Origin of the sequence: Lysinibacillus sphaericus, assembly GCF_005217585.1 — a bacterium.
GTDB classification, from domain to species: domain Bacteria; phylum Bacillota; class Bacilli; order Bacillales_A; family Planococcaceae; genus Lysinibacillus; species Lysinibacillus sphaericus.
Genome location: NZ_SZPT01000002.1, coordinates 1,072,263 through 1,096,520 on the forward strand (window position 1 = coordinate 1,072,263; position 24,258 = coordinate 1,096,520).

General features: G+C 36.0%; 28 protein-coding genes. 8 read left to right on the forward strand and 20 right to left on the reverse strand.

What is annotated here, in order from left to right; genetic code table 11:
- Positions 1-87: 87 nt before the first annotated feature.
- A complete protein-coding gene (locus FC748_RS10785) occupies positions 88-1,767 on the forward strand; it encodes a methyl-accepting chemotaxis protein (protein ID WP_108029633.1) in 1,680 nt (559 codons plus the stop codon).
- 104 nt (positions 1,768-1,871) lie between these two features.
- Here the strand turns inward: FC748_RS10785 and FC748_RS10790 are convergent, their stop codons facing one another.
- On the reverse strand, positions 1,872-2,189 hold the full coding sequence (locus FC748_RS10790) for a hypothetical protein (protein ID WP_108029632.1): 318 nt from the start codon (positions 2,187-2,189) through the stop codon (positions 1,872-1,874).
- A gap of 363 nt (positions 2,190-2,552) precedes the next feature.
- Between FC748_RS10790 and FC748_RS10800 the strand changes: the two genes are divergently transcribed.
- Positions 2,553-3,431: a DMT family transporter gene (locus FC748_RS10800; RefSeq protein WP_024361436.1), complete on the forward strand. Its 879-nt coding sequence runs from the start codon at positions 2,553-2,555 to the stop codon at positions 3,429-3,431.
- Positions 3,432-3,495: 64 nt separating this feature from the next.
- Here FC748_RS10800 and FC748_RS10805 read toward each other — a convergent pair whose 3' ends face one another.
- From FC748_RS10805 to FC748_RS22195, 6 genes are all read right to left on the reverse strand, one after another.
- Positions 3,496-4,236, reverse strand: coding sequence for an alpha/beta hydrolase (locus tag FC748_RS10805; protein ID WP_238600117.1), 741 nt, complete (start codon positions 4,234-4,236; stop codon positions 3,496-3,498).
- Positions 4,237-4,317: 81 nt separating this feature from the next.
- Positions 4,318-4,767 carry a hypothetical protein gene (locus FC748_RS10810; RefSeq protein WP_108029631.1) on the reverse strand — a complete coding sequence of 150 codons (450 nt, stop codon included), beginning with the start codon at positions 4,765-4,767 and terminating at the stop codon, positions 4,318-4,320.
- Between the two features lie 72 nt (positions 4,768-4,839).
- Complete coding sequence (locus tag FC748_RS10815; RefSeq protein ID WP_108029630.1) at positions 4,840-5,289, reverse strand: GNAT family N-acetyltransferase; 450 nt, start codon at positions 5,287-5,289, stop codon at positions 4,840-4,842.
- A 206-nt stretch (positions 5,290-5,495) separates the two neighbouring features.
- Positions 5,496-5,738, reverse strand: a complete 243-nt coding sequence (locus tag FC748_RS10820) for a hypothetical protein (protein ID WP_024361440.1) — start codon at positions 5,736-5,738, stop codon at positions 5,496-5,498.
- The gene (locus FC748_RS10825) at positions 5,735-5,914 is read right to left on the reverse strand and encodes a hypothetical protein (RefSeq protein ID WP_024361441.1); all 180 of its coding nucleotides are present in this window, start codon (positions 5,912-5,914) and stop codon (positions 5,735-5,737) included. The genes FC748_RS10820 and FC748_RS10825 overlap by 4 nt, the downstream gene beginning before the upstream one ends.
- A 32-nt stretch (positions 5,915-5,946) precedes the next feature.
- Positions 5,947-6,387, reverse strand: coding sequence for a hypothetical protein (locus FC748_RS22195; RefSeq protein WP_193768771.1), 441 nt, complete (start codon positions 6,385-6,387; stop codon positions 5,947-5,949).
- A 163-nt stretch (positions 6,388-6,550) separates the two neighbouring features.
- Here FC748_RS22195 and FC748_RS10835 point away from each other — a divergent pair, with 163 nt between their 5' ends.
- Positions 6,551-7,024: a YbaK/EbsC family protein gene (locus FC748_RS10835; protein ID WP_108029629.1), complete on the forward strand. Its 474-nt coding sequence runs from the start codon at positions 6,551-6,553 to the stop codon at positions 7,022-7,024.
- 68 nt (positions 7,025-7,092) lie between these two features.
- Here the strand turns inward: FC748_RS10835 and FC748_RS10840 are convergent, their stop codons facing one another.
- From FC748_RS10840 to FC748_RS10850, 3 genes are all read right to left on the reverse strand, one after another.
- Complete coding sequence (locus tag FC748_RS10840) at positions 7,093-8,349, reverse strand: glutathionylspermidine synthase family protein (RefSeq protein ID WP_108029628.1); 1,257 nt, start codon at positions 8,347-8,349, stop codon at positions 7,093-7,095.
- A 24-nt stretch (positions 8,350-8,373) separates the two neighbouring features.
- Entirely contained in the window at positions 8,374-9,102 is a 729-nt protein-coding gene (locus FC748_RS10845) for a hypothetical protein (RefSeq protein WP_108029627.1), read from the reverse strand.
- Between the two features lie 155 nt (positions 9,103-9,257).
- A complete protein-coding gene (locus FC748_RS10850; RefSeq protein WP_025218937.1) occupies positions 9,258-10,304 on the reverse strand; it encodes a DUF418 domain-containing protein in 1,047 nt (348 codons plus the stop codon).
- A gap of 186 nt (positions 10,305-10,490) precedes the next feature.
- On the opposite strand from FC748_RS10850, the gene FC748_RS10855 reads away from it, so the two are divergent.
- Both FC748_RS10855 and FC748_RS10860 read left to right on the forward strand, forming a co-directional pair.
- Complete coding sequence (locus tag FC748_RS10855; RefSeq protein ID WP_108029626.1) at positions 10,491-11,249, forward strand: MBL fold metallo-hydrolase; 759 nt, start codon at positions 10,491-10,493, stop codon at positions 11,247-11,249.
- A gap of 114 nt (positions 11,250-11,363) precedes the next feature.
- On the forward strand, positions 11,364-11,627 hold the full coding sequence (locus FC748_RS10860; RefSeq protein WP_108029625.1) for a Parvovirus coat protein VP1-like protein: 264 nt from the start codon (positions 11,364-11,366) through the stop codon (positions 11,625-11,627).
- Between the two features lie 126 nt (positions 11,628-11,753).
- Here the strand turns inward: FC748_RS10860 and FC748_RS10865 are convergent, their stop codons facing one another.
- Positions 11,754-12,617 (reverse strand): AraC family transcriptional regulator, encoded by an 864-nt coding sequence (locus FC748_RS10865; RefSeq protein WP_108029624.1) that lies wholly within the window; start codon positions 12,615-12,617, stop codon positions 11,754-11,756.
- 388 nt (positions 12,618-13,005) lie between these two features.
- Between FC748_RS10865 and FC748_RS10870 the strand changes: the two genes are divergently transcribed.
- Entirely contained in the window at positions 13,006-14,076 is a 1,071-nt protein-coding gene (locus tag FC748_RS10870; protein WP_024361450.1) for a branched-chain amino acid aminotransferase, read from the forward strand.
- Positions 14,077-14,212: 136 nt separating this feature from the next.
- Here the strand turns inward: FC748_RS10870 and FC748_RS10875 are convergent, their stop codons facing one another.
- The 8 genes from FC748_RS10875 to FC748_RS10910 form a co-directional block, all read right to left on the reverse strand.
- Entirely contained in the window at positions 14,213-14,569 is a 357-nt protein-coding gene (locus tag FC748_RS10875; protein WP_025218934.1) for a hypothetical protein, read from the reverse strand.
- A 94-nt stretch (positions 14,570-14,663) separates the two neighbouring features.
- Positions 14,664-15,053, reverse strand: a complete 390-nt coding sequence (locus FC748_RS10880; protein WP_108029623.1) for a tautomerase family protein — start codon at positions 15,051-15,053, stop codon at positions 14,664-14,666.
- 74 nt (positions 15,054-15,127) lie between these two features.
- Positions 15,128-16,564: a phytoene desaturase family protein gene (locus tag FC748_RS10885; RefSeq protein ID WP_108029622.1), complete on the reverse strand. Its 1,437-nt coding sequence runs from the start codon at positions 16,562-16,564 to the stop codon at positions 15,128-15,130.
- Positions 16,561-17,556, reverse strand: a complete 996-nt coding sequence (locus tag FC748_RS10890; protein WP_167492668.1) for a glycosyltransferase family 2 protein — start codon at positions 17,554-17,556, stop codon at positions 16,561-16,563. Before FC748_RS10890 ends, FC748_RS10885 begins: the two co-directional genes overlap by 4 nt.
- Positions 17,557-17,670: 114 nt before the next feature.
- A complete protein-coding gene (locus FC748_RS10895) occupies positions 17,671-18,321 on the reverse strand; it encodes a lysophospholipid acyltransferase family protein (protein WP_167492669.1) in 651 nt (216 codons plus the stop codon).
- On the reverse strand, positions 18,314-19,060 hold the full coding sequence (locus FC748_RS10900; protein ID WP_108029619.1) for a carotenoid biosynthesis protein: 747 nt from the start codon (positions 19,058-19,060) through the stop codon (positions 18,314-18,316). The genes FC748_RS10895 and FC748_RS10900 overlap by 8 nt, the downstream gene beginning before the upstream one ends.
- 120 nt (positions 19,061-19,180) lie before the next feature.
- A complete protein-coding gene (locus tag FC748_RS10905) occupies positions 19,181-20,761 on the reverse strand; it encodes a phytoene desaturase family protein (protein WP_024361457.1) in 1,581 nt (526 codons plus the stop codon).
- A gap of 229 nt (positions 20,762-20,990) precedes the next feature.
- Positions 20,991-21,980, reverse strand: a complete 990-nt coding sequence (locus FC748_RS10910) for an EAL domain-containing protein (protein ID WP_024361458.1) — start codon at positions 21,978-21,980, stop codon at positions 20,991-20,993.
- A 435-nt stretch (positions 21,981-22,415) separates the two neighbouring features.
- Here FC748_RS10910 and FC748_RS22075 point away from each other — a divergent pair, with 435 nt between their 5' ends.
- A complete protein-coding gene (locus FC748_RS22075; RefSeq protein WP_162832709.1) occupies positions 22,416-22,583 on the forward strand; it encodes a hypothetical protein in 168 nt (55 codons plus the stop codon).
- A 155-nt stretch (positions 22,584-22,738) separates the two neighbouring features.
- A complete protein-coding gene (locus tag FC748_RS10915; RefSeq protein ID WP_025218929.1) occupies positions 22,739-23,242 on the forward strand; it encodes a DinB family protein in 504 nt (167 codons plus the stop codon).
- Between the two features lie 137 nt (positions 23,243-23,379).
- Here the strand turns inward: FC748_RS10915 and FC748_RS10920 are convergent, their stop codons facing one another.
- A complete protein-coding gene (locus FC748_RS10920; protein WP_108029699.1) occupies positions 23,380-24,237 on the reverse strand; it encodes a PhzF family protein in 858 nt (285 codons plus the stop codon).
- Positions 24,238-24,258 lie beyond the last annotated feature (21 nt).

The following is a 24,258-nucleotide window of genomic DNA, read 5'->3' on the forward strand; positions in this document are numbered from 1 at the left end:
GGCAAAAATTACCTAATAAAAGACCTGACTCAGCCATTAGTATTACATTCTTAAAAAGATTTTTTTTCAAGAAAAGAGGAAACCTTAGTGAAAAGCATCAAACATAAATTATTAGGCGTATTTTTAATTATCATCCTATTAATTACAGCTTTATGCGTATATAACTTCAAGTCCGTTGTGAAATTCAATCACGATACCGACGCTATAATAAAAGAAGATTTACCATTGTTAATCGCTGATGAAGAATTAGCCTTTAATATTGCCCAACGAATCGCGTTAGCACGTGGATACATATTGTATAATGACCCTTCCTATAAAGAGGCATTTCTTCAATATACGGAGGAAAGTAAAGCATTACAAAATCAAGTCCTTCAAGAAACAAATTCTGAAGAAGCAAAGCAACTTATTGATAAAAGTATAGAATGGCGTAAAACAATTACTGAAGAAGTGTTTGTAGCGTTTGATAAAGGGAATAAGGAACAAGCCCTTGCCATTATGGCCAACAAAGTGCAGCCCCTAGGTAGGGACTTGATGTCTGGTTTTAAAGACATTGCTGATAAAAGAAAAGACATCATTCTTAGCGAAGGTAATGATGTAATGGATACAGGAACAAGCATTAAAAATGCCAGTTTAATGATGTCTATTATTATCATTATGGTTGCCATTATTTTAGCAATAGTAACAGCGAGAATTATTTCAACGCCAATTAAAAAGGTTGTTGACCGTATGTTACAAATTGCGGATGGAAACTTACAATCTACCAATCTTGTCACGAAGGCAAAAGACGAAACAGCCCAATTAATTGAAGCTACGAATACAATGAATAGTAATTTGAAAAATGTTATTACCAATATTATTAACGCAAGTGACAATGTAAAAGAGCAAAGTAAAGGGCTTTCCGCTTCTGCCAATGAAGTGAAGGAAGGTAGCTTACAAATTGCGATCACTATGGAGGCATTAGCTTCAGGTTCTCAAGAACAAGCGCAAAACTGTGCCAATCTCGGTGAAACACTTTCCGACTTTATAGAAAAAATTAAATTATCAAATGAAGAAGGGATACAAGTAAGAACCCTTACTGAAAAAGTAAAAACAGCTACAATCAGTGGCAATAAACTGATGTCAATATCCGAGAGTAATATGCATAATATAGAAGATTTAGTGGAAGATTCCGTTACGAAGGTGAAAGAATTAGATCAAAAAACTGCCAAAATTAATGACATCATCTCTGTTATTACGAGTATTTCAGAACAAACCAATTTATTAGCGCTAAATGCCGCAATCGAAGCAGCAAGAGCAGGTGAACATGGAAAAGGCTTTGCTGTAGTTGCAGACGAAGTAAGAAAGCTTGCTGAAGAAGTAAAATTTAGTGTTAATGACATTACAAGTATTGTTAACGATGTGCAGCTAGAATCTGCCGAAGTTGCATCATCATTAGAATTCGGCTATAAAACGATCCAAAACGGAACATCCCAAATAAAAGAAACCGCAAAAACGTTTAATTTAATTGCGGAGCTGATTGAAAACATGTCAACAAAAGTTGGTTTTATTTCGAATGAACTTGAAAGTTTTGTAGATAAAGGACAAATACTTAACATGTCAGTTACTTCAATCGCAAGCGTGTCAGAAGAATCTGCTGCTGGTGTAGAAGAAACAACTGCTTCGACTGAAGAAATAGCCACTCTAATGGAACAAATATTAGCCAGCGCTCAAATGCTAGCTGACCAATCTGAACAATTAAACAACATCACCAAAAAATTTACAGTCTAATGAGGATAAGATGTGTACTGAAGTCATTACAGTACACATCTTTTTTTAGTTTAGTATGAACGTATGGCGATTCCCCCTCATTTTATTGGCGTTTCGCAGTTTCATTATTGACCCCAAGGCTGCTCACCATATCTTTTGAGCGCCACAACTTCACCGTCATTATTTTTCAATCGATTATAAACATACTTAATTTTGTATTCGTTGTATTTTTCTAATTCCAGTTTTTCATAATAGCTCTTCGATAAAGACAACTCGCGATTATCTATGAGTAAATAGTGCTCACCATTTCTTTCAATAATACTTTGCTCATCAAGTTTATAGATACTTTCGATTTGTACATCATTCATAGTATAAAAACCCGCTATAATCAGTCCACCAAAGATGACTAACAAAAAGATAGCGAAGATTTTACTTCTGCTCATGTGTATCCACCTCCCATTAACTTTTGTATTTAACTTCTATACGTTTCTACATATTACAAAGGTAAGGAATATCATTATACATCGCTTCAAAAGTATCTTATTTTCTTAACTTCGTTACTTGCACTCTAAATGTTTTATTTTTTTCTGGAATCTTTTCAAAGATTTCTAATGGTATAATAAGTAAAATATAATTTTTTATGAAACAGGAGGAACTTTTCATGTCATTATCCGATATAAATATTTGCGTTTGGAAGCCACTTTCAACATCACCGCCACCACCGTATACTCCGAATAAGCTTATATACAAAACAGATTAAGAATCTGCGAGATATAAGCTGTTTCGCAGATTCGAAGGAGTATACAATGAAATCAAACATTCAGTTTATTTTATCCATGGTCATTTTCGGTACAATTGGTTTAGTAGTACGAAATATTGACCTATCTTCGAGCGAAAGAGCTTTGCTAAGCAGTTTTATTGGATGCTTGTTTTTAACAATCGTCTTTTTTATTTTGAAGAAAACAATAGCATGGCAGTTGGTAAAAGCGAATGCTGTCATTTTGGTGTTTTCTAGTATTGCCTTGGGGGGAAATTGGATTTTCCTTTACCAATCCTACGACTATACGACAATTGCCAATGCAACACTTGGCTATTATTTTGCGCCCGTGTTTGTCATGCTTCTTTCTCCATACGTACTGAAAGAACCATTGTCTTGGAAAAAAATTGTTTGCGTTCTGGTTGCGATTACCGGTTTAGTATGTATTGTCGGTGAAGGTCTAAGTGCATCAAAAACTGATGATCTTCTTGGACTTTTTTATGGATTAATTGCCGCCGCTTTTTACGCTATATTATTGTTATTAAATAAATTCATTCACGATATAGAAAAACTGGAACTGACGATTATTCAGCTTGGAACTACCGCTGTACTTCTCTTGCCTTACGTTTTGTTAACGTCCGGTTTTGATATCGTAAAAGTATCTGGTTCATCCATTCCTTTTATTTTAATTTTAGGGATTTTTAATACGGGGATTGGATTTTGGCTATTCTTCTCGGGTATGGAGAAATTAAAGGGGCAAAGTATTGCCATGCTCAGCTATGTTGATCCCTTTGTAGCCATCTTGATTTCCGCTTTTATTCTACAAGAGCATATGACAATGCTTCAAATACTTGGGGGTATATTACTACTAGCCTCAACTTTTGTTAGTGAAATAAAAACGAAATCACTGAAATTTATAAAACACTAAATGAAGAAGACACAGTGGGAAGTATTGATTTCCCACTGTTTTGATGGAAATAACTTGATTGAAACTACCACGTTAAATCATGTAAAAAAGCAAGTATATCCTGGTTTATGTCATGCAGATCTAACCCTAATGTCATCAAATGTTTAGAGTTTGGATACCCTTTTATTATTTTATGCTGCGACACAACGTTGTGAAAAATAACTTCGGCACTTTCTTTATACAACGGATCATCCAATGCACCATACATTATTCGAATAGGTGCTGTAATCAATGCCAACTTATCCATTGTTACATCAATTAACTGTTGAAATTCCACCAATGTATGATTAGGCAAATTTTGTAGAAGGGCCATTTCCATATTTATTTGGTCCTCGTTTTTTCCTTCGAGTCGTTTGTATTCCTTTGCATAATAAAAGGCGCGCTTTTGAAGAAATAAAGCTTCCCTATGTCTTGGTACGGACATTGTCACAACACCATTTACCTCTAATTCTTGAGCAACTTTTAAGGCAAACACGCCACCAAGAGAAAGGCCGATTACCGCTATTTTTTCATACCCTTCATCCTTCAACAACTGGTAAGCTTCTCGTACATCCTCCCACCAATCACTCGGTCCAAACGTCAGCAATTCTTCTGCTGGTAAACCATGTCCTTTGTACAAAGGTGCATAACAAGTATAATTGTGCTGTTGCAAATACTTTCCTAGCTTTTTCATATCCATCGTATTGCTTGTAAAAGAATGTAATAATAAAACCGCTTGCTTTCCACCTTTATAGAAAAAAGGCTTAGGTGGTACAATGTTCATCATAATAATTGAATCCCTCGCTAAAATATACTTTGACGTTCACATAAAGTATACCATCCAAAATAGTCGCAAATTACCACGAACTCAGCTTCTTAGAACTGCGGAGAAATTATCAAATGCATGTAATACATCATCACCTAATGGATGACCAAATTCTTGTTCTTTTAAAGGTAATATCCCTTCCTTTTCAAGTTGCTGTAGATAGCTTAAAAATGCGCAAGAAATAGCTTCCATATAAGCCTTTAGCTTAAATTGATATGTATCTGTACGTTGTGGATAATGGCCTACATGTTCAATAAAAAGATTTTGACCATCACTTGAAAATAAATAATAATCAGCATTCCCGTGACAATCTAGCTGTGCCTCGCTGATTTCACCTTTATAAAGTGCCGATAACGTTATAAAAAAATGCGGAATTGCTACAAAGCCTATACCTGATTGAAAACGAAATAGCTGCATATCATCAGAAACGTCGAATTGTATATCTCCACCGCTCAGTCGAATATCGATACAACATTTATAATTACCATTCATAAATCCTACCTCCAAAAAAGAAAAGGACCAAAGAATGGCCCTATTCCTTATTCAACTACTCTATCAAACTTGTTACTCTACTATCTTGATTACTGCCATTTCCTTACCGAATCTATCCCCTTCATCCATAAATCCTAAACTTGTATATAAATGATGGGCTTCTAAATTTTTTGGATGGTAACCTACAATTATTTTCTTTGCATTCGGTAATTTAGCCATCTCTGAAAGCATTAACGCAGTTGCAACTTTTCCAATACCATTACCTTGGAAGGTCTTATCGACCATTATTCGATATATCCAATAGCCATCAAGTTCTTCTTGAACGGAATTGTACATTAAAAAGCCAACCACTTTTTCATTATCATAAATAGCATATGGCTTTAAAGTAGGCTCAAACTTTGATTGGGCAATTGAAATTGCATTGGATTCCATGAATTTTTTTTGCTCTGGTGATACTTCTAATTCACAACAGTCATACCAGTTTTCTGCATTTAATTCGACAATTCGGACATTTTGTTTCATCTTCATTTTCCCCTTTCATTTTTCGGGGAAACGCTAAATAACTTTGTTAGTAAGGCGTTATCCCCTTGTAACCATTCACATTCAATCTCGTATTTTCCATACTGAACGCCTCCTTTAACGATTGCTGTTCTTCACACTTTTTAATTATACCTTTTTTCCACTAAAAACCTTTTATATCAAATTTCCATTCCTAGTCAGCTCGAACATTAGTAAACATCAATTTCAATGGAATCCCACAATTCCTTGATTAATTGACCATCCAGTTTAATCTTTCGAAGTAAATCTTCAGCGTCTTCGCCAATTATTTCACTCGCTGAATCATAGAATTTCCAAAACATAAACTGACCAGTTCCACGACCTATATAGTAATTTTCTTTTTTATAAATGAAATGAATTTCTCTCCCCATCGTTAGATCATGCAGCAAATCTGTATAATTGTAATCTTTCATAAATCTTCATTCTTTAAATGTTTGGCATTTATAAAAAAGGCTGTGCCAATTAAAAATAATCCTAGACAAATGAACATAGCTATCCCCGAATATTGATCTTGCAATATAGTTGTGCTTATTAACATAACGACCATCATTAGTACAAGTGCTCCATATAAGCCTTTAATATACTTCATTAGTTATTCCTCCTTATCCAACACATGGATTGCTAAAGTTTCTTGCGAGTTTGAGAAAAGATAAAGAAAACGACAAATAAAAACGCTAAAATCCCCAAACCTTTAAAGATATAGTGTATATAGCTTTTTTTGTAAGTATAGGGGCCTTCTCGGAAGGCTTTAATATACTGATTGTCTCCAACTTGGACGGCAATTGTATCATCCGTATTAATACCAACAATTGAATAATATTTCGTCCCTTTTGGATATACATTTGAAAAGTTCCCTCCATATTGTTCCATATCGGAATACTTCGTGACTTCTCCAATTTCTTTATCAATATTATTTACATTTTCATCGCTCATCACATAAATATAATTGTCCCAAACAACGAAAGGATATGCCCAACTTGTTGCGTTTGCTTTGCATGGAAAAATGGCTATAACTAGCATACTTACAATAACTACAAAAGAAATAATTCTTCTATAACTCAAGTGCTCCACTTCCTCACTCAAACGTTTGCCTAATTTGACGTTGCCAACAGAAAGAAAGTTACAAAATATTCCACATTAAAACTTATTGTGCACCCAATACATTAACTTTAAATTCTGAAAATTATGTTAAAATAGATAAAGAACACAGCAAGGAGGGTTTTAAATGGCAATTGAAAAAGTACGTGAGCATTTTGCACAGTGGAATTTACAACACAAAATACAGGAACTAAGTGAAAGCTCAGCAACCGTTGAAATGGCTGCAAAAGCACTTGGCTGTGAACCAGAGCGTATCGCTAAAACACTATCATTTCTTGTAAATGATGGGGCGATTTTAATTGTAGCAGCGGGTGATGCCAAAATTGACAATGCTAAATATAAAGCGATTTTTGGCACGAAGGCTAAAATGCTTGCCAAGGAAGAAGTCAATGCACGTATTGGACATGATATCGGGGGTGTTTGCCCATTCGGTATTCATGATGGAGTTGCCGTTTACTTAGATGAATCGCTTAAACGTTTTGCAACGGTATTTCCTGCCTGTGGCAGTAGCAATTCCGCTATTGAACTTAGCATTCACGAACTAGAAGCATATACACCTTATCAACAATGGATTGATGTCTGTAAAGGTTGGAACGATTAATAAACTAAAATGGAAAGTAAAAATCCACTGAGCCTCCTGCATAGACAGAAAGCAAAGTGGGTTTTACCTTATTTATAGCCTATAGCTAACCAATGGGAATCCCATTCGGTAATTTGATTGCCTACGCGACAAGACAAACCACACGCGCGATTATCAGCGATAAAAGAGCCGATGAGCCATTTCTTAGAATGGAAGCCATCCGTCTGTTGGATATTGATGGAAGGCATTTCAACGTACTGCTGGTAAATAAACAAATTATCATCATAATGTGTGTAGGCAGATGCATTTGTTTTAGAGCCGTCTCCGGCATAAATTTCTACTGTATTGCCTTCACGAGAATAGACAGGTTTTTTCACAAAAGGCACTCCATCTGCTACAAATGGCTCTGCGGACAAATAAGTTGGTAACATGTACTTATTAATTGCAGACCGCTCCTCCGCATTAAATAATAGTGGATCATTTTTCCGCTCCCAAATTAGCCATAATAAAATTTTGGACTGAAGAACATAGGCCGCTGGCGCATTAATAATGGCAAGCTTACGATCTTTTACAAGTTCTAGTAATTGCAGACCAATTCTTTCACCATCAGATGCTATATCGTCAATTAAAAACTCCACTGGATGTGCGGGGCGATATAAAATATCGATTTTTTCCATAGAAGGTGTATAAAGCCCTCTCATTACTCTAGGCGTATCTTTAGAAAAAATAATTAGCTTTTGGATAGGTACATATTCAATATCAAATGGGACACAAGTTTTTAAAAAATTCACCTGGCAATATTCCTCAAAATCCTCTTCAGCCGTTTTTCCTGTTATAACTATTTTAGGTTTTTTAACATCATGTAAATAATGCATTGCGGCAAAAAGTGCACCAGATAGCGTTTTTTGCAATGCTGCTACATCATTAGGATTTTCTAGTTGGAAATGCTGACAGAGCTGTTCATTCATTTCAAACGTTTCTTGGACAAGAAATGGTGTTTCTCCATTCAGTTCTAGACATTTTATATCGCCTTCCTCCGTACAAATAAAATCAAAACGAGCAAGGATGGACTGTTGCTGTAAATAATCCAATTCGATATAAGGCATCATTTCCGACCGAATGCCAAGGGCGAAAAGCTGTTCGTCTGTTAAATGCTTAAATTGTTTTCCAACTTTTAAAAAGATTTGCCAAAGCATCTTCGTGGCGTAATAAATCTCGTCTATCTTCTCTTTTTGCAGTTCCATCACATCGTATAAAGCATATTCTAGATCTTCAAAATCAGAAAAGAAATTAGGAAATTGCGAATAGAATTTTAGCCGTTGCTTACTATATGTAGCGTGTTCCATCGTGCTTCCTCCTTTTCCAGTCGGTTAGGACGAAGACGAGCCTCCTCTAGAAGCCCCTCCAGAGCCGAAACCTGATTTCCCAGCGTTTGATGAAGAGCTATTATACGAACTACCACTTGAAGAGGAACTAGAACCATTGGAATATGAACGCTGACCGCTCGAATAAGAATTCGTGTTAGTCGAATTTGTGTTTGAACCACTAGATGTTGAAGCATTCGAATTCGTATTATTTGATGTAGAACTATTTACATTTGAGCTTGAACCACTTGTTGAGTTGCCAGATGACGTCGAAGAAGAACCTCCCGTTGTGATGCCATTTTTCGAGTTTGTAGCATTCGATTTATTCGTATTCGTTGTCGATCCTGCCGCGCCGCCACTGTGATTGTTACGCTCCGTGCCATTTTTTAAATTACGACTTTTGTAAATGGCACTACCAATCATTGCACCCGCAGTAGCATACATTAACCCATTAAAGAAATGCTGTGCGTAATACGAAGAATTTTCGTCTAAACATTCATATGAACCATCATCACTTTCTTGCCACTCATCACAAGCATCAGCCATCTCACTGTTATGTACATTTAGCAATTCATCTTCATTCGTTGTTTGGGAATTATTTTCAACCGTATCCGTCGTATTAACGGGGTCAGACTCCTTCACTACCTCCGTTTCAGCATTACCGCATCCTGCTAGTTGCATCACCATAAACGACGCTGTAGTCACTGCCATATATTTTTTTAATTGTTTCGTCATATTTGTACTCCCCTTATTCTTGTTATCTATTTTACGGATAACTTGTCATTTAGTTTCATTAATTTTACAAATTTATACTTTCAATAGTAACAGTATATGATTGTTATTTCAAAAAACGCCAGTGCAATAATGCCCTGACGTTAATTTTTTGCTATTTATGATTTTACCGATACTTTTTTTCCATAAGTCATCCATCTCCACACTTTTTCTAACGGACCCATTTTAAAGAATTTAAACCATATAACACTAAAGATAATTTGAATGACAAAAATGATAATGGCAATTATCACTATATAGGAAGTTGATAGGACTTCAAGTCCCATTAACTTTATTATAGCTAGCCCTATAAAGCTCTGAGCTAAGTAGTTTGTAAAAGCCATTTGTCCGACACGCCCAATAGGCTTTAATATTTTTACAATCGGCTCATGTTCTAAAATAAGCAATAAGCAAGCTACATAAAAATAGGTCGTCGGGATTACACCTAAACCAAGTAGTAAATGAAGATGCGCATCTTGATTTTGAGAGGCAAACCCAATCCAACTAGATAAGCCTATAAACAATGGACATGTTACATAAATCACCCATTGAATTTGCTTAGTATGTTGTCTTACGTTGCCTATCCAATTAGCTTTTGCAACGAGAAAACCAGTTAAAAACATAATAAAAATCGTCATGATATCATTGCCTAAGAAATCAAAAATTGTTGATAAGAAACTTATATTTGGCATAAACATTTGGCCCAATATGCTCACAATATAAACCGCAATCAAGCTAAATAGCCATTTGCTCATTGTAGAAACTTTTGCATGATAAAATGGCAACAAAAAAAGACCGATTACTGCATAAGCAGATAAAATGGAGCCCCAGAAAAAAATTAAATGGACAATCCCTATAAGAAATAATGCTAGTAATCTTCTTGCAAAGCGCCATCTCGGCTTATCACCCCGAGCTTCAGCACGTGAAGTAAAAATATAATAACCTACACCGAAGAGTAATGAAAAAATCGAAAAAAATTTCTTCTCGATAAATATATCAATTACCGTATCTAGTATGCTATTGAATTTGCTATAAACAGGCAATGGTTGTCCTTCAACTACCAACTGATAAGCCCCCACATTTATAAATAATATGCCAAATAGCGCTAAACCACGAATAATATCTAAGGAAACAATCCTTTCCTTTTGTGTAACGGTTGGATTCATTCTCCATAACTCCTTTCATCAATACTGTATTTTTTGCTCCTTCGCAAGTATAACTACGCAACCTTACAGCAGTTTTTTAATTAGCTTACAAAAACCTTAACTGTTCTCCACCTTCTACTAATTAGTAGAAACAAACTTCATAATATGATAGCGTATGTAAAAAATAAATCACTTGAAGGAGTTCATATGACCATTCGCCTCCAACATATTCGACACGCAACGTCGATTTTATTTATCAACGAAAAACGCATACTAATTGATCCAATGTTAAGTGATGTCAGTAAACTTGCACCCGTGCCATTTACCCGAAATTATCGTAGAAATCCATTAACTCCATTACCTGTTCCACTAAACATTTTTGAAGATATGGATGCCATCTTATTAACGCATCGTCACTTTGACCACCGGGATAAAAGAGCGATGGCTATCCTGAACAAACAGATTCCTGTCTTTTGTCAGCCACAAGATGCCACAGCAATACGGTCTGCGGGTTTTAAAAAGGTAATAGCTATCAATGATTGTTATGAATGGGAAGGAATTCACTTGAAACGACTAGCAGGACGACATGCACCTGGTATTACTGGCAAATTACTAGGACCTGTTTCTAGCTTTTTCTTAAATACGACGGAAGAAGGTTCCATTTATATCGTCAGTGATTGTATTTTGACACCAGCTATAGACAGAGCTTTCAGAGAGTTGCAGCCGGATATCGCCATTTTAAATGCATCAGAGGCACAGATGATATGGGGAACTGTAATAACAATGACGCGCGAAGATGTTGCACGTATTGCTCGCTTATCCCCAAACACAAAGCTTGTGATTGTCCATCTTGAAACCATCAATCATTGCAAATTAAGCCGAGCGCAGTTAACTAATTTTCTAGACGAGCAGCGACTGGCACATGCCGTATCAGTGCCGAATGATGGTGATATTTTGTCGCTTTAATTTTCACTACTTCATCCATTCTTTTTTGAGTTATCACTAGTTTTTCATCTCTTTTCAAATGTGAACGCTACATAATGTATAGTATGAAAACTTTTTTGAAAAGAGGTTATCACTGTGAATAGGAATAGAAAAATAGGATTTTGTTTTCCAGGCTATAGATATTGTGGACCAGGATGTTCAGGCCCAGGCGCACCAACAAATGCAGTTGATTCTTGCTGTAAGAAGCATGACGAATGTTATGCCAAATACGGTAGAACAAAATACTGTGATGATAGGTTTCAAAAATGTTTATTGCCACAAATGAACACCAACAGCAAAATGAGCAGGGACGCTAAATTGTTCTATAAAGTATTTCATTTGCGCCATAACTTCTTTTAGAACAAAATTTTAAGTCTGCTCGACAAACAAGTCAAAAAGCCAAGAATAAATTACATTCTTGGCTTCACTACTCTTTACGAAGTTACAAATTGTTTGAGAATTGTTTGCGTGCCTGGCACCGCCTTACTACTTAATCGGTATCCAAATTTCCGAATATAAATTTTCACTTGTAGGATCTTCATCCGTATAAACTTCTAATTCAGCTGTTCCAGCAGGTTCATATGGGTTGGATGGGAACCATTCCGAGAAAATTTTCTTCCAAGCATTTTGCATCGCATTAGGCATCGGGCCTCGCACTTCAAATACAACCCATTTGGATGCCGGTACTTCCATTGCTAACATATTTTCAGGTACTTCTCCTACGTGATCTGTTGCAATCCAATAGTCTATTAAACTGTTATCCTTATAGTTTTCATCTGGTACACACACACCAAGTACCCCTTTGATTTGCCCGTTGTTTAATGTAAATAATTGCTTGTCCATACCTTGCCCATTTAGTTCATTCCAAAATTGAGGTATGCCTTGTAAATTCTCACCTGTTTGGCAATTATACGTTCTTTTGACACCCACGACTTGAAACTTCTCTTTCTCTACAATGTTATATTTCATTGGTTCTGCTCCCTTCAAAGTCACCTGGATTATCAGGCGATTGTATGATTGTAATGGTCCTTGCTGTTTACGTACTTCACTTGGCGTTACGTTATGCTGCTTTCGAAATGCTTTGGTAAAAGCTTCAGGAGAGTCGTAGCCATATTTGTAGGCGATGTCGATTACTTTACTATCTGTATTGATTAACTCTTGGGCAGCCAACGTTAATCTTCTTCGTCTAATATAATCTGCGATAGACATATCTGTTAAAATAGAAAATGTCCGTTGAAAATGAAAAACAGAGGCATTTACTTCTTGTGCTATTTGTTCCATCGTAATGGTTTCATGTAAATGCTCTTCTATATAATTTATTGCCTTTTGAATCGACTCAATCCAACTCAAATGCCCTCACTCCTTACTTCAAGATTATCGTATTCAATTAATTTCATCCTGTCTTTTTATGCTATCTTTGGACAGGTACCCCCACTTTAATTTCCAAACCTTTACTTCAATCATAATCGTTTCGACGTGCTAATTACATACATACGTTAGCATTTGAAAGTTGAAGACTCTAATTATGCCTATCTTGGACGTCACAACTAAAGGACAGGGTGCTCACCTTATGAAAAAACATTTCTTTATCTATGTAATGTTGGAATTTGTTGAATTAAATAAATATTTCAGCAATTTTATTAATTATTAGTAGATTCTTAGTATTTCATTAATTTAAAATAAACAGTATTATTAAGTATTATAGATAAATCACCTAATGACATAAGACGCGGAGGATATGACGATGTTAGAAATTAAAAAAGAATTAACAACACAACCAAAAGAAAAACCTGCAGTAGACCAATTAGGGTTCGGACAATTTTTTACAGATCACATGTTTATAGTCGATTATACTGAAGGAATGGGATGGCATGATCCACGCATTATCCCGTATCAGCCACTTTCTATCGATCCATCAGCAATGGTCTTCCATTATGGACAAGCTGTATTTGAAGGCTTAAAAGCTTATGCAACAGTAGATAACGGCGTGCTATTATTCCGTCCAGACCGTAATTTCAACCGTTTAAATCATTCAAATGAGCGTATCGTCATTCCAGCAATTGATGAAGAACTTGCGTTAGAGGCGTTAAAGCAATTAGTAACATTGGATCGTGAATGGGTTCCAACCGCACCAGGAACATCTCTTTATATCCGTCCATTTATTATTGCAACCGAGCCTCACTTGGGCGTACACCCTTCGAATAGTTATCAATTTATTATTATTATGTCACCGTCGGGTTCTTACTACAAAGAAGGCATTAATCCAGTCAAAATTATGGTGGAACAGCACTTTGTACGAGCTGTTGTGGGGGGAACTGGCGAAGCAAAAACCGCTGGTAACTATGCAAGTGCCCTGAAAGGACAAGAAATTGCGCACAAGGAAGGCTACTCTCAAACATTATGGCTTGACGGCAAGGAACACCGTTATATTGAAGAAGTAGGGAGCATGAATATTTTCTTCAAAATAAATGGTACTGTCATTACGCCAGCATTAAACGGAAGCATCTTACCAGGTATTACGCGTGATTCGATGCTGCACGTATTAAAAGCAAAAAACATCCCAGTCGAAGAACGTCGCATTTCAATTGATGAAGTGGTTGAAGCCTATCATAACGGCACATTGGAAGAAGCATTTGGTACGGGTACGGCAGCAGTTATTTCACCTGTCGGAGAGTTGAAATGGCGCGACGAAAAAATCCTAATTAATAACGGTGAAATTGGTGAAATTTCACAAATGCTTTACGATACATTAACAGGCATCCAAAATGGCACGCTTGAAGATTCATTCGGTTGGACAATTAAATTATAGAAATAAACAAATAAAAAATAGCTAGAAAAAGCAAAAGTGTTAGATTGACCACAATCAATCTAACACTTTTTTGTTGTCTACTTTGGAAGAAGCTTTTCTCCTCCTCTACTAAAATATTTTTACAAATGGATGATTTTTAATGACATTGGAATAACACTAAAATAGTAGTACCTTTAGCGCTTTTCCACAGCTCTACAAAAAAGCAATAGCCATTAGGAAAATCATTTAAGCAAGCTTCATCATCAAGGCTAATATTATTTTTATACTTTGTACGCCATTCAGACTTAACATCATGCGTTACTAAACGCTTTAACGTACTTATTCGTTCCGTTTGATAGTGACAGATAAAAATTTCTTCTAATTCGCCACTAAAAATCATTTGTTCAAGTTCCCGTAACGTAACATTATTAGCGTAAATTTTATTTGATACGCATACTTCATCGTGAAACATCTGATTGTTTTCTTTGTCTATGAAGTAGCCTTTTCTTATCACGTTGTTCAACCCTTTTTGTTTAGTACTTGCCTAAGTAAATTTCGATAACCGTTTGTTACAAAGGTCTGTCATTTCAATCTACCTATACAAAAACTCATACATTTACGTTATAAGTTAATGTTAACTCATCTCCAGGCAGTCCCCGTATTCCCCAATTATGTTTTGGCGTTTCAAAAATCGTAATTTCGATATCTTGAGGCGCTATACGCAGTTCACTATGAATCTTGTCAAACAACAATGTAAATAATTGCTTTTTCGTTTCCACTGTTCGACCTTCAAACATGCTCATTTCAATAATGGTATAGGCATCACTTCTATCACTGGGAAAGCAAAAATCTTCTTTATCCATCGGAAAAATACGATGAAATTTCTTTTCTGAAGGCAATGCAAGTGCCTCTACCATACATGCATGAATAATCGTCGATAATGTTGCCTTAATAGGATTTAAGCTATCTTTCACACCATATATTTTAACTTGCCCCATATTATCTCACCCTTCTGGTTACCCCACTTATAATAATTCTATAAAAACTGCGAATGTCCTTTCAATCACTGTCGCTAATGTTGATTGACAATTGCATCGGCTACATGCATGCCACCTAATGTCACAAGAGGTGATCCCCCTCCTGGATGCGTACTGCCACCTACAAAGTATAAGTTTGATGCAATCGAACTCTTATTGGAATGACGAAAAAAAGCACTGCGAAAACTATTGGATGCATACCCATATAAAGCACCCTTATAGCTATTGAAATCTTGTTCAATCGTTTGTGGCGTAATAATTTGCTTTTGTACAATGGCGTCTTTTATATAAATGCTATATCGCTCAAGTTGTTTCATTATTATTTCATCATATTGGTCAGGTGGTGTTTGCCCAGCGGGTGCATTCACTAAAATAAGCAAATTATCACCTTTAGGAGAACGAGTCACATCTGTTTTAGATGAATTGCAAATGTAAATTGTCGGCTCGTTCGCATAAACCTTTTGCTCAAATAGTTGCTCAAACTCGTTAAAATAGTTTGGTGAGAAAAAGACATTATGGTGTTCCAAAGATGCTATCTTTTTATTTAAGCCTGCTAGAATAACGAAAACCGAGGACGATGGCGTAATCTGCCTCTTTTTTGCGAGAAAGCTACTGTCCATTAACGTTGGCATTGCCTGTAAAATATCTGCATTTACTACCAATAAGTCACTAGAAATTTTCTCACCCTGTTTGAGTTCAATACTTTTTGCTACACCATTGTCTATATTAATATTTATTACTTCACTGTTCGTATAAATTTTCACCCCAAGCTCTCGTGCACGCCTTTCAAAACCTTTGGCAATTGAAGCTGTCCCACCAGGTACATAATAAACGCCTTCCACAAGTTCTAAATAGGCAATCATCGCAAATGTGGCAGGTGTCTTATACGGAGACGACCCAATATACGTTGCATACCGCAAAAAACATTGCAAAACAAAAGGATTCGTAAAATAACGTTGCAAAAACTTTTCCAATGTTTCAAAGGGGCGAACTGCTAAAAGCGCGTTGGCTAGTTTCGGTGATATAAAATCCTTTTTTGATAGAAAAGCTTTATTTAAAAAATGCTGTCTTGCTAAAAAGTATAGTCGAGATATTTCTGTAATAAAGGCTGGATAATTTTTTGCCCCATGTGGATCTAAATGCTGTAACTGACGAATCATAAACGCTCGATTATTTGACAAATAAAATGTTTCGCCATTTACTCCTACATTTTTCATATGTGGTTGTACCTCAACAAAGCGAAAATAAGGGGCTGCATCAACACCTGTTTGTTCAATTACTTGATTAAAGACATAAGGCATCGTTATCGTATTCGGTCCAAAATCAAAATAGTAGTCACCTAACGTAACTGGACGCATTTTACCGCCCAGCGTACTATTTTTCTCAAATAAATGCACATCGTATCCTTTATGTGCAAGTGAAATGGCACAGGCAAGCCCGCCTAACCCACCACCAATAATACTAACCTTCATTTATAAGACCTGCCTTTCCAAGTATAAGCTCCCCCTGTTTTCGATAACACAACTGAACGCCATAAAATACATAACAACGCCACAACAGACCCTGAAATACCCAAACTATAAACGATTGGTGTTTTACTTGCGATATCACAAATCATTTTGTGTATAACTGTGATAATAAAAGGAAGTATGAAAAGTGGTTGCCACGTCGTCACACCATACACACCAAAGATCAATGGCACGATATACAATAGCGAATAAAATAATGTTAAACCAATTGCCATTGGGAGTGATCGACCAATTCCTACAAAAATATTTTTAGAAAAACCTTCCCATGTCTCTTTACTCGTTTCATACATATGACAATGCACACAATCCGTAACATTGGTCAGTAATACACGATGGCCATTCCGCTTCAGTATTTGTGCAATATGTATATCTTCTACTAAAGAGCTTTTTACTGCCTCATGTCCGCCTATTTGGTCATAACTTGCCGTTTCAAAAAACATAAATGCGCCATTTGCAGCCGTGGTAGCCGGAATTTTGGTAAAGTTTGCAAGTGCAATTGGTAAATGGAAATAGACAATAAAATGCATCATTGGAATAAGCATTTTATCAAGCCAATTTGTATAATGGAATTTAGGAAACCCTGTAACTAGTGACGCATTGTATTGTTTAGCTCTTGCTATTGCATAGGTAAGCGTATGTTGATGTAGTGTCACATCTGCATCAATAAAAGCTAAGAAACGACCATGCGCATGTTGACGGAGCTGATAACAGGCGTGTACTTTTCCAATCCAGCCTTCCTTTAATAGTTCGCCACGAATAACTTGAAATCTAGTATCATCCCCAATTTCTTGAAGTAATAATGAATAGGTGCTATCAGTCGATTGATCTTCATAAATTATTATTTCTATATTTTCATAGCGAATATTCTTCAGCATTGCAATGCAATTTTGCACATTTCTTGCTTCATTTCTCATCGGCACTAATACTGAAATCAAGGGATACTCATGCAAGGTGAAGTGGCTTTTTAAGTTAGGTAAGAAAGTGAGATTTAAAATCGTCCATATGCAAAAACCTAGTAAGATGCTCATTAAAATAATCAAATTCACACCTCATAATATATTGATATATTTTTCATAATGATTTGTAACTACATCTTGCTTCAACGAATTCAATTGGGCTGTCATGATTTCCTCAAAATGCTGTGTAAGAATTTCACTGTTTCTTCCTTCTGTCTCGATGGGACCTCCAATAGAAATCCATACTTCCCCTTTTATCATATGGCGAAAAGTATAGTATATCGTAACTGGAATAACAGGAATTCGAGGAGATTTTCCCGCTAAAAAAGCGGCCCCCTTTTGAAATTGTAATGGTCGTGCTTCTAAATGAACCTCTCCCCCTTGTGGAAACAAGGCAACACTTTTTTCTTCATATAATAACTTTTGTGCATAACGGAGCGATTGCACCACATGCTTTGTACTTTGAGAATTGACAGAAAAAGCACCGATCCATTTAAAAATCGGTACTTGTTTTATGCCATCTTCATGCGTCATCATATAAATTGGTGGTACTTTCTGTCGCTTTTCCAGTTGAAAAAATATAAGTCCATCCCACCAGCTACTATGATTGGCAATAAAAAGGGCATTTTTTGGCAAGGGCTCCTCTATAGCAAGCCAAATTTTATGAAAATAGCGATTTAATAACCTTTGTTGCACGAGGTGAAACATCCAAGCAGCAACTTTACTTTTTTTTGCCTCAAACATAATGTTCATCTCGCTTCATAGTTACAAATAGGATAGCTAAAACGATTACTGGAATGATTGCTGCTAAATAGAGTTTGTTTAACAGGGCGATAAATGCAAACATACAAATCATTAAGCTATATAAAAGAACCATACGTCGTTGCCACTGCTTATCTACGTTTAGCAAGTTGCCAAAGAGCCCTATGACAATATGTAAAACCAAAGCAGTTAAAAACCAGCCAAGAAAATTCGTCAGTGGAATGTCATAATAATACCCGCTCTGTTCCCATATCCAATATTCTTTGACTTTAAAGGAAACAGGATCAAGCACTAAATCAAACACCACTGCTAATAGACTAGCAATGATAGAGCGAATCCACCTATTTGGTAGACGAACAATATGCACTATCGCATGGGAAGTGGCAATCACCATAATCCAAGCGAAACCAATTGCAATAGGCACGCCAAAAAGATTAGGTGCGAAATATTGCGTATAATGATAAGAACCAAAAAGTATGGAATGAGTAGATCCTAAATATTCGACAATAAACGTTGTGATAAAAATGAGTGTACTAATACTCACACCATAAATTGCGCCAAATCCCCTAACAAAATAAATTACCCCAAGCACACCCGCTGTGATAATAAAAACACTGTTTGCCCATTCAAGCCATGTTGGCAATAGATTAAACCCTACTAAAATCACACCGAAGCTATACCAAATAAGAAAAAAATAAAAAATATAATGTTGCCACCTCATAAAGTTGTGCTACCCCACCTTTTTGTATTTTTAAAAAGATTCATACTAACCTTATGAACTTAATCCTTAGACATTGCTCCGGTGCGATGAAAGGAAAACGCTAGATTACTAGATTTATCATTAAATTTGTACCGCATCAATGCCGTTACCATGCCCTTTTGGCATTTTAGGGTCAAAGAGTTCTACTTTTGGTAATGGCTTGACAGCAAATTCAGTCATCTTCTCTTTTCTTAAAATACCATTTGCCGTAATACGTGCCGACTCTAAAATAATAGGTAATCCACTTCCTGGATGCGTACCTCCTCCTACTAGCCAGCAATGATCTAACTCTTCAAATTTATTATGAGGACGGAATGTTAGCATTTGTGTTAACTGATGTCCTAGATTAAAGGTCGCCCCTTTATATACATCCATTTCCTCTTCCCAACCTCTTGGTGAAATCATTTTTTCTTCCTCAATATATTGCGCAAGATTGTCAACCCCAAGTTTCTGTTCAAGCATTCCTATTAACATATCACGATAGTCTTTTTCACATTTCTCCCATTCGATATTACTAAAGTTATTCGGTACAGGTGCAAGAATATAGAGCGTTGATTTCCCTTGTGGTGCAACTGTTGGATCAGTCACAACAGCATTTTGGATATAAATGGAAGGGTCATCTGATAATATTTTGGCATTCGTAATATCTTCCACATTTTGACGATAGTCCTCAGCAAACCAAATTGTATGGTGTGGCAAATCAAATGTTTTATTGACACCTAGATATAACATAAATGTTGAACAAGAGTATTTTTTCTTGTCTAACTTTTCCTTCGAATATTTTTTTAGTACACCTGGTTCTACTAGATTCGTCATGGCATGAGCAAAGTCTCCGTTAATAATGACATCATCAGCCGCAACTTTTTCACCATTTTCTAAAATAACACCTCTTACTTTACGTCCATCTAACCATAATTTTGATACACCTGTGCCTGTAAAAATTTCTCCATTATTTTCACGTACAACTTTAGCCATCGCTTGTGTCAACTTGTTCAAGCCACCTTTAACATGATAAACCCCATAGGCATGCTCAATATAAGAGAGAATCGAAAAGGCACCTGGACTTTCCCAAGGAGACATACCAAGATATTTCGCTTGGAAAGTAAATGCAAGCTGTAATTCTTCTTGTTTATAATAACGCGATAATGTATCAATTAAAGATTTACCGACTTCTAGCTCTCCTAATGCTTTTAAAACCTTTGGTTGAAGTAAATCTGTAAAGCGATTCATACTCGTTTGTAGAACAGGGGCTAATTTTTCTAATTTGCGATTTGTTTCCTTCATATATCGCTCATAGCTTCCTTCATTTCCCGGGAAAAGCTCATTCATTTGGCGAATCATTTCGTTTCTGTCACGTGTCATTTTAATTTTTTTATCACTAAAAATCAGCTCATACATAGGATTCAAGTCAATTAGCTCTATGTAATCATGAATATTTCTTCCGGTAAGTTCAAAAATCTCTTCTACAATATATAGCATATTTAAAAATGTAGGACCCATATCAAACTTGTATTCGCCTAGCTGTATTTCGCTCGTTCTCCCACCAATATAATTCTTTTTCTCAAATACTTTTACATTGAAACCCTTTGCAGTTAGCAACATCGCTGATGCTAACCCACCCGGGCCAGCTCCGATAATAATGATTTCTTTGTTCTTTTTCATCATAAAACCTCCCTATATCCTTAGTTAGCTAGTATTTGCAAAGTTGTTTTAAATGGTCATGTTCTTGTATAAGTAATCCAGTTTTATATTATACAAGAATTCTACAACAAGTATACAACTGCTGTACAAAAATTTGCAAATAATAAAGAAGCTAAAAAATGCAAAAAAAATATCCTGAACAAAAGCTTGTACAACACAAGCTTCATTCAAGATATTATTGTTTATGATTTTACAGTTTCCGTTGAGGATGCATGCTCGGTTTTCCAAAGAGGTAACCTTGAAAAAGTTGATAACCATTTTCCTTTAACCATTCAAAATCTGCTCTGCTCTCAATACCTTCTGCTAACGAAATCGCATTCACTTCAAATGCCTTCGCTAAAAACTGCTTGGCTACTGCTTGCTTTTCACTATTTCCGCTAACACCTTGAACATATTTGATGTCCAATTTCATATATTGAGGCTTTAAGTCTGCAAGCATTTCCAGCGTGTTGTACCCTTCACCAACATCATCCAAGGCATATTGAAAGCCCTTTTGCTTATAGTAATTGAGAATGGATTTTAAATGCTCAATGTCATCGACTTTGTCTGATTCGACTACTTCAAAAACAAATTGATTCGGATCAATGCCTAATTGATTTGCTAATTGTACCGTTGTTTGCAAACAAAACTCTGGGGAATAAATAGACGTGGGAATAAAGTTTATAAACGTCTTTTTCTTCAATACTGCTGAATAGCTCACTGCCGCCATTCTACATATGCGATCTAGAGCATATAACCGTCCTCGACTTCTCGCTGCAGTAAAAATTTCATTAGGATAGATGAGAGAACCATCCTCTCTCGGAAACCTAGATAATATTTCATAAGCATAAATTTCTTCATTTGCATCGACAATCGGTTGAGAGTAGCTAATAACAGATTTCTTCCTGATTACTTCATCAATCCACTTCATCTCTAAAATCGGCTCGATTTCTGTAATAGGTTGCCACGTTCTATTGTCAAAACGAAAATAAACTTGCGCTAAATCCATAAAATCATGGCAAAAATCAACAAATTCCCTAACGCCTGACTCTTGAATCATGAAGTAATCATCCTTCACTGAAAGCAAAAAGCCTCTTCTTTTAAAATGATTAACTACCTTTTCCATTAGTGATAGATTTCGATGTCCCTTTAACTGTATGTCAAACTGTAACTCTAAAACTAAACAGCTTTTACAAGGCATATTTATTCCCCCAGTATAGTAACGAAATGACGAATTTTTATTCTTCCCTGTCGAACTCGATTAGTCTAATGAACGAACAAAATAACGACTCTCCTCTTATTTTCGTTAAATTATACAATTATGGATTTTCATTATCAATTAATCACTACGCATTATTACTAGTTCTTGCGTTTTTCTACGCCATACACTTAGCTTAGAAGGATTTCAGATGGCTACAAACTGTTAGTTGTCAAATGCCTATTTTCGTCAAACTCACTTTAAAATTCAACTTCTTTCTTTAACAGTTTTCTGTTACTAAAACTTTGAATAATATTTCTCCTGACAAACCATCAATATACACAATAGAAGCTCGATAATCTTTTTGCAAAGCAACGATGTATGAAGTAAAAAAATAGGGCAAGAATAAAAGTATAAATTTCATTATGAGGTGAATGAATGAAAAAATTATTTATCGGTACATTTACAGCAATTCTAGCAACAGGGCTATTATTTGGATGTGGTACATCAAAAGATAAAACAGAGCCCAATGATACGGAAGCACCATCTACACACAAAGAACATATGGAAGATTCCAATAAAACAGAAGACACATCAAAAGAATAACTTCTCCTATAATGCAAGAACAGTAACCAAAAAACCAGCTCAAATCATCAATCGAGCTGGTTTTTAATTATTTACAAAAACATAATGTTATTTCATGCAATCGAGGATAAAATTGTATATTTATAGAAAGAAAACTATATTTTAGGAGGGTTTTAATGTTCCAAACTGTAGACCATTTTATACACTCTTGGGCATTTGAAGCGAGTGCCACACAAAATTACCTCAACACGTTGACAGATCAATCACTTACGCAAGCCATCACAGCAGAAAATTGGACTTTAGGACGCATTGCTTGGCATACTGTAACTGCTATTCATATTATTACATCCAATACAAACTTAACGTTCGAAGCTCCAACAGTAGATGTTCCTGTCCCTACCTCGGCTCAATATATAGCAGACCATTATCACCAAGCTAGCAGTGCATTTGTCCATGCATTAAAAACGCAATGGAATGACAAGACCATGACGGAATATATACAATTTCTAGGCCAAGAAATACCGAATGGGTCACTATTATTGTTTTTAATGCAACATCAGAGCCACCACCGTGGGCAAATGAGCGTTCTTATGCGACAGGCAGGATTAACCGTTCCAGGTATTTATGGTCCTTCAAAAGAGGAATGGGCAAACTTTGGTATGGATGCCCCACACATGTAGCGCAATTTAAAAATGATGAAAAGTGTTAGAATGCCTGCCGGCAATTCTAACACTTTTTTACTACGATAGGGACTTATCGAAAATCTATGCTAATTTCCAAACTTCTATCAGCCTAGGGAGTTTTTTTGTAGTGTTGTCTAGTATAATTCGCCTTTTGTCAAGATTATGGCATTTCCTCCCACCATCACTCTTGGATCATTGTTATGTATTAATTTAGTGATAATGGTAGAAGGTCTGCCCATGCTATAGCCTTGCAAAAACGTGAATTCTTCATTAAATTTCGTTAACACGTGATTATGAAAAAGATAATACGTTAACGCACCATTGGAAGTCCCTGTTGCTGCTTCTTCATCAATCCCATAGAGCGGGCAAAAGTTTCTACTCTCTGCTATTCCCTTGTCTGTGTCCAGTGTAAATGCATGAACGCCTCCTATATTATGGCGTTTGGCATATTGTGTAAGGGCATTAAAATCAGGGTTTAACGCGTATAATGCATCTTTTGTTTTGATTGGAAGCATAATGTCCCAAAGCCCAGTGCTTACAGCTTGAGGCACTAGTTTAAAGTGATTATCGCCAATCTGCTCTTTATCCATATTAAAAAGAGTAGACAGCTTATCATAATCATCAAAGATTTTCCCAAGTCTTGGTTCAGCTTGCTCCATCATGACAAATGATTGATTCACTTCAACAGCCAGTGTGCCCGCCAGTGTTTTCATATAGTAAGTATGGTTATCTTCAATCGCTTGACAGTCCAATAGCGCTTTAAAGGAGGCTATTGTAGCATGGCCACACAGTGCTACTTGGGAAGTTGGTGTGAAAAATTTTATATCAAAATGATTATTGTCTATTTTTTTAATAAAGGCTGTTTCTGAAAAACGAACCTCTGCAGCAAACTTTTGCATAAATTCTTCGTTTAATTGTTCATAAATCACTACGCCTGCCGGATTTCCGCCAAACTTTGTCTCTGTAAAAGCATCAATTACATAATAGTACAAAGCTAATTCCCCTTTATGTTG

What these genes read in the sequence shown, in the direction of transcription:
- FC748_RS10790 (WP_108029632.1), bottom strand. Translation starts at nt 2,189, where the DNA reads ATGAGCAGAAGTAAAATCTTCGCTATCTTTTTGTTAGTCATCTTTGGT.
- FC748_RS10800 (WP_024361436.1), top strand. Translation starts at nt 2,553, where the DNA reads ATGAAATCAAACATTCAGTTTATTTTATCCATGGTCATTTTCGGTACA.
- FC748_RS10805 (WP_238600117.1), bottom strand. Translation starts at nt 4,236, where the DNA reads ATGATGAACATTGTACCACCTAAGCCTTTTTTCTATAAAGGTGGAAAG.
- FC748_RS10810 (WP_108029631.1), bottom strand. Translation starts at nt 4,767, where the DNA reads ATGAATGGTAATTATAAATGTTGTATCGATATTCGACTGAGCGGTGGA.
- FC748_RS10815 (WP_108029630.1), bottom strand. Translation starts at nt 5,289, where the DNA reads ATGAAACAAAATGTCCGAATTGTCGAATTAAATGCAGAAAACTGGTAT.
- FC748_RS10820 (WP_024361440.1), bottom strand. Translation starts at nt 5,738, where the DNA reads ATGAAAGATTACAATTATACAGATTTGCTGCATGATCTAACGATGGGG.
- FC748_RS10825 (WP_024361441.1), bottom strand. Translation starts at nt 5,914, where the DNA reads ATGAAGTATATTAAAGGCTTATATGGAGCACTTGTACTAATGATGGTC.
- FC748_RS10835 (WP_108029629.1), top strand. Translation starts at nt 6,551, where the DNA reads ATGGCAATTGAAAAAGTACGTGAGCATTTTGCACAGTGGAATTTACAA.
- FC748_RS10840 (WP_108029628.1), bottom strand. Translation starts at nt 8,349, where the DNA reads ATGGAACACGCTACATATAGTAAGCAACGGCTAAAATTCTATTCGCAA.
- FC748_RS10845 (WP_108029627.1), bottom strand. Translation starts at nt 9,102, where the DNA reads ATGACGAAACAATTAAAAAAATATATGGCAGTGACTACAGCGTCGTTT.
- FC748_RS10850 (WP_025218937.1), bottom strand. Translation starts at nt 10,304, where the DNA reads ATGAATCCAACCGTTACACAAAAGGAAAGGATTGTTTCCTTAGATATT.
- FC748_RS10855 (WP_108029626.1), top strand. Translation starts at nt 10,491, where the DNA reads ATGACCATTCGCCTCCAACATATTCGACACGCAACGTCGATTTTATTT.
- FC748_RS10870 (WP_024361450.1), top strand. Translation starts at nt 13,006, where the DNA reads ATGACGATGTTAGAAATTAAAAAAGAATTAACAACACAACCAAAAGAA.
- FC748_RS10880 (WP_108029623.1), bottom strand. Translation starts at nt 15,053, where the DNA reads ATGGGGCAAGTTAAAATATATGGTGTGAAAGATAGCTTAAATCCTATT.
- FC748_RS10885 (WP_108029622.1), bottom strand. Translation starts at nt 16,564, where the DNA reads ATGAAGGTTAGTATTATTGGTGGTGGGTTAGGCGGGCTTGCCTGTGCC.
- FC748_RS10895 (WP_167492669.1), bottom strand. Translation starts at nt 18,321, where the DNA reads ATGTTTGAGGCAAAAAAAAGTAAAGTTGCTGCTTGGATGTTTCACCTC.
- FC748_RS10900 (WP_108029619.1), bottom strand. Translation starts at nt 19,060, where the DNA reads ATGAGGTGGCAACATTATATTTTTTATTTTTTTCTTATTTGGTATAGC.
- FC748_RS10905 (WP_024361457.1), bottom strand. Translation starts at nt 20,761, where the DNA reads ATGAAAAAGAACAAAGAAATCATTATTATCGGAGCTGGCCCGGGTGGG.
- FC748_RS10910 (WP_024361458.1), bottom strand. Translation starts at nt 21,980, where the DNA reads ATGCCTTGTAAAAGCTGTTTAGTTTTAGAGTTACAGTTTGACATACAG.
- FC748_RS22075 (WP_162832709.1), top strand. Translation starts at nt 22,416, where the DNA reads ATGAAAAAATTATTTATCGGTACATTTACAGCAATTCTAGCAACAGGG.
- FC748_RS10915 (WP_025218929.1), top strand. Translation starts at nt 22,739, where the DNA reads ATGTTCCAAACTGTAGACCATTTTATACACTCTTGGGCATTTGAAGCG.